The sequence below is a fragment of the Saccharomonospora halophila 8 genome (assembly GCF_000383775.1).
Lineage (GTDB): Bacteria > Actinomycetota > Actinomycetes > Mycobacteriales > Pseudonocardiaceae > Saccharomonospora > Saccharomonospora halophila.
The window spans coordinates 12245-15519 of sequence record NZ_KB912507.1 but is presented as its reverse complement, the minus strand read 5'-3'; the positions used below and the strand labels follow the sequence as shown (position 1 = coordinate 15519).

Genomic DNA, 3275 nt, shown 5'->3' with positions numbered 1-3275 from the left:
GTGCCTGCGGCGTCCGCTGGGGCACGTCGCCGGCGCCCGCAGCGGCGACAAGGGCGGCGACGCCAACCTCGGGGTGTGGGTGCGTTCGGAGTCCGCCTGGCGGTGGCTGGCGCACACGCTCACCGTGGACACGCTGCGCCTGCTGCTGCCGGAGACCGCCGACCTGCCGGTGCGCCGGTACGTCCTGCCCAACCTGTACGCGGTCAACTTCGTCGTCGGGGACGTCCTCGGTGCCGGGGTGGCCTCCCAGTCCCGGTTCGATCCGCAGGCCAAGGCCCTCGGGGAGTGGTTGCGGAGCCGGTACGTCGACATCCCGGAGGTGTTGTTGTGAGCTCCGAGCCCGCCACGGGCGTCGCCGATCCGTTCACCACGCCGGAGCGGGTCGAGCTCCGCGGTACGGTGCGCCGCTTCGTGGAGCGCGAGGTCGTGCCGTACCTCGACGAGTGGGAGCGGCAGGGGGAGCTGCCCCGCTCGCTGCACCGTCGTGCGGGGGAGATCGGCCTGCTCGGGATCTCCTTCCCGGAGGAGGTCGGCGGCTCCGGCGGCGACTACCTCGACGCGCTGACCGTCACTGAGGAGATCCACCAGGCGGGCGGGTCCGGCGGTGTGGTCGCCTCCCTGCTCACCGGCGGGATCGCCCTCCCGCACCTCGCGGCGGCCGGTGACGACGCCCAGATCCAGGCGTGGGTCCGGCCCACCCTGGCGGGGGAGAAGATCGGGTCCCTGGCCATCACCGAACCGGACGGCGGCTCGGACGTGGCCTCCCTGCGCACCACCGCGCGCCGGGACGGCGACCACTACGTCGTCAACGGCGCGAAGACGTTCATCACCTCCGGTTGCCGGGCCGATTTCGTGACCACGGCCGTGCGCACCGGCGGGGACGGTGCCCACGGGATCTCGCTGCTGGTCGTCGAGCGGGACACGCCCGGGTTCACGGTGACCCGCAAGCTGGAGAAGATGGGCTGGCACTGCTCGGACACCGCCGAGCTCTCCTTCGACGACGCCCGGGTACCGGTCGCCAACCTGGTCGGCGCGGAGAACAGCGGGTTCGCCCAGATAGCCACCCAGTTCGTCACCGAACGGCTCTCGCTGGCGGTGCAGGCCTACGCCACGGCGCAGCGGGCGCTGGACCTGGCCGTGCGGTGGTGCCGCGACCGGGAGACGTTCGGCCGGCCGCTGATCTCCCGGCAGGTGGTGCAGCACCGCCTGGTGGAGATGGCCCGCCGCGTCGACCTGGCCCGCACCTACACCCGCCAGGCCGCGATCCGGCACGCCGCCGGACAGGACGCGATCACCCAGACGTGCTTCGCGAAGAACTCCGCGGTCGAGCTGGGCGAGTGGGTGGTCGACCAGGCGGTGCAGCTGCACGGCGGACTCGGTTACATGCGCGAGTCCGAAGTGGAACGGCACTACCGGGACATGCGCATCCTCGGCATCGGCGGCGGTACCGACGAGATCATGAACCAGCTCGCGGCGGGCACGTTGGGGTACTCGGCATGACGGTGCTGCGCTCCACACTGGACGTCTCCGGCGACGAGTACGCCGCGAACCGGCGGGCCATGCTCGGCAGACTCGACGAGGTGGCCACCGAGCACGCCAAGGCGGTCGCCGGGGGCGGCGAGAAGTACGTGACCCGGCACCACGAGCGCGGCAAGCTCACCGTGCGGGAGCGGATCGAGCTGCTGCTCGACGCGGACGCCCCGTTCCTGGAGCTGTCCCCGCTGGCCGGGTGGGGCAGTGACTACCCGGTCGGTGCCAGTGTGGTCACCGGCATCGGCGTCGTCTCCGGCGTCGAGTGCATGATCATCGGGCACGACCCCACAGTCCGGGGTGGGGCCAGCAACCCGTGGACGGTGCGCAAGATCTTCCGGGCCTGTGACATCGCCCTGGAGAACCGGCTGCCGGTGATCAACCTGGTCGAGTCCGGGGGTGCGGACCTGCCGAGCCAGAAGGAGATCTTCATCCCCGGCGGCCGGTTGTTCCGTGACCTCACCCGGCTCTCCGCCGCCGGGATCCCGACGATCGCGCTGGTGTTCGGCAACTCCACCGCGGGCGGCGCGTACGTGCCCGGCATGTCCGACCACGTCGTCATGGTGGAGAAGGCGTCGAAGGTGTTCCTCGGCGGCCCGCCCCTGGTGAAGATGGCGACCGGGGAGGAGGCCGACGAGGAGGAGCTCGGCGGCGCCGCCATGCACGCCCGCACCTCCGGGTTGGCCGACCATCTCGCCCGCGACGAACCCGACGCCCTCCGCCTCGGCAGGCGGATCGTCGCCCGGCTGAACCGGCACAAGGCCGGGCCTGCGCCCGCCCCGGCCGTCGCCCCCCGCTACCCGGAGGAGGAGCTGGTGGGCCTCGTGCCCGACGGGCTCCGGACTCCGTTCGATCCGCGCGAGGTACTGGCCCGGGTGGTCGACGACTCGGACTTCGACGAGTTCAAGCCCGAGTACGGCGACAGCCTGGTCACCGGCTGGGCGCGGATCCACGGCTACCCCGTCGGGGTGCTCGCCAACGCCCGCGGGGTGTTGTTCAGCGAGGAGTCCCAGAAGGCCGCCCAGTTCATCCAACTCGCCAACCAGGCCGACACGCCGCTGCTGTTCCTGCACAACACCACCGGGTACATGGTGGGCACCGACTACGAACAGGGTGGCATCATCAAGCACGGCGCGATGATGATCAACGCGGTGTCCAACAGCCGGGTGCCGCACCTGTCCGTCCTGCTCGGGGCGTCCTACGGCGCGGGCCACTACGGCATGTGCGGCCGCGCCTACGACCCCCGGTTCCTGTTCGCCTGGCCCAGCGCCAAGTCGGCGGTGATGGGGCCGCAACAGCTCGCCGGGGTCCTGTCCCTCGTCTCCCGCGCCGCCGCCGAGGCCCGGGGCGGCGCGTTCGACGCCGAGGGCGACGCCGCCATGCGGGAGGCGGTGGAGTCGCAGATCGAGGCGGAGTCGCTGCCGATGTTCCTGTCCGGCCGGCTCTACGACGACGGGGTCATCGACCCCCGGGACACCCGTACCGTGCTGGGCCTGTGCCTGTCGGCGATCCACACCGGCGAGGTCCGGGGCGCGCGGTTCGACGGCGCCGGATTCGGCGTCTTCCGGATGTGAGGGGCCAGACGTGATCGAGAACCTGCTCGTCGCCAACCGCGGGGAGATCGCCCGCCGGGTGTTCCGCACCTGCGCCGAGGCCGGCATCGGCACCGTCGCGGTGTACTCCGACGCCGACCGCGACGCCGAGCACGTGCACGCCGCCGACGCGGCGGTGCGGCTGCCGGGCGA

At 72.1% G+C, this 3275-nt stretch carries 4 protein-coding genes; all 4 read left to right on the top strand.

Going from position 1 to position 3275, the window contains the following annotated elements:
- The coding region (locus SACHA_RS20715; RefSeq protein ID WP_039738225.1) for an AtuA-related protein at positions 1-331 on the top strand (331 nt) is incomplete at its 5' end.
- Entirely contained in the window at positions 328-1500 is a 1173-nt protein-coding gene (locus SACHA_RS0106930) for an acyl-CoA dehydrogenase family protein (protein ID WP_019808275.1), read from the top strand. The genes SACHA_RS20715 and SACHA_RS0106930, both read left to right, overlap by 4 nt.
- The gene (locus SACHA_RS0106925) at positions 1497-3104 is read left to right on the top strand and encodes an acyl-CoA carboxylase subunit beta (protein ID WP_019808273.1); all 1608 of its coding nucleotides are present in this window, start codon (positions 1497-1499) and stop codon (positions 3102-3104) included. The genes SACHA_RS0106930 and SACHA_RS0106925 overlap by 4 nt, the downstream gene beginning before the upstream one ends.
- Positions 3105-3114: 10 nt before the next feature.
- On the top strand, positions 3115-3275 hold a 161-nt coding region (locus tag SACHA_RS25035; RefSeq protein ID WP_198010106.1), incomplete at its 3' end, for a biotin carboxylase N-terminal domain-containing protein.

Excerpts from the sequence above, each read along its gene's own strand:
- SACHA_RS0106925 (WP_019808273.1), top strand. The coding sequence starts at position 1,497 with ATGACGGTGCTGCGCTCCACACTGGACGTCTCCGGCGACGAGTACGCC.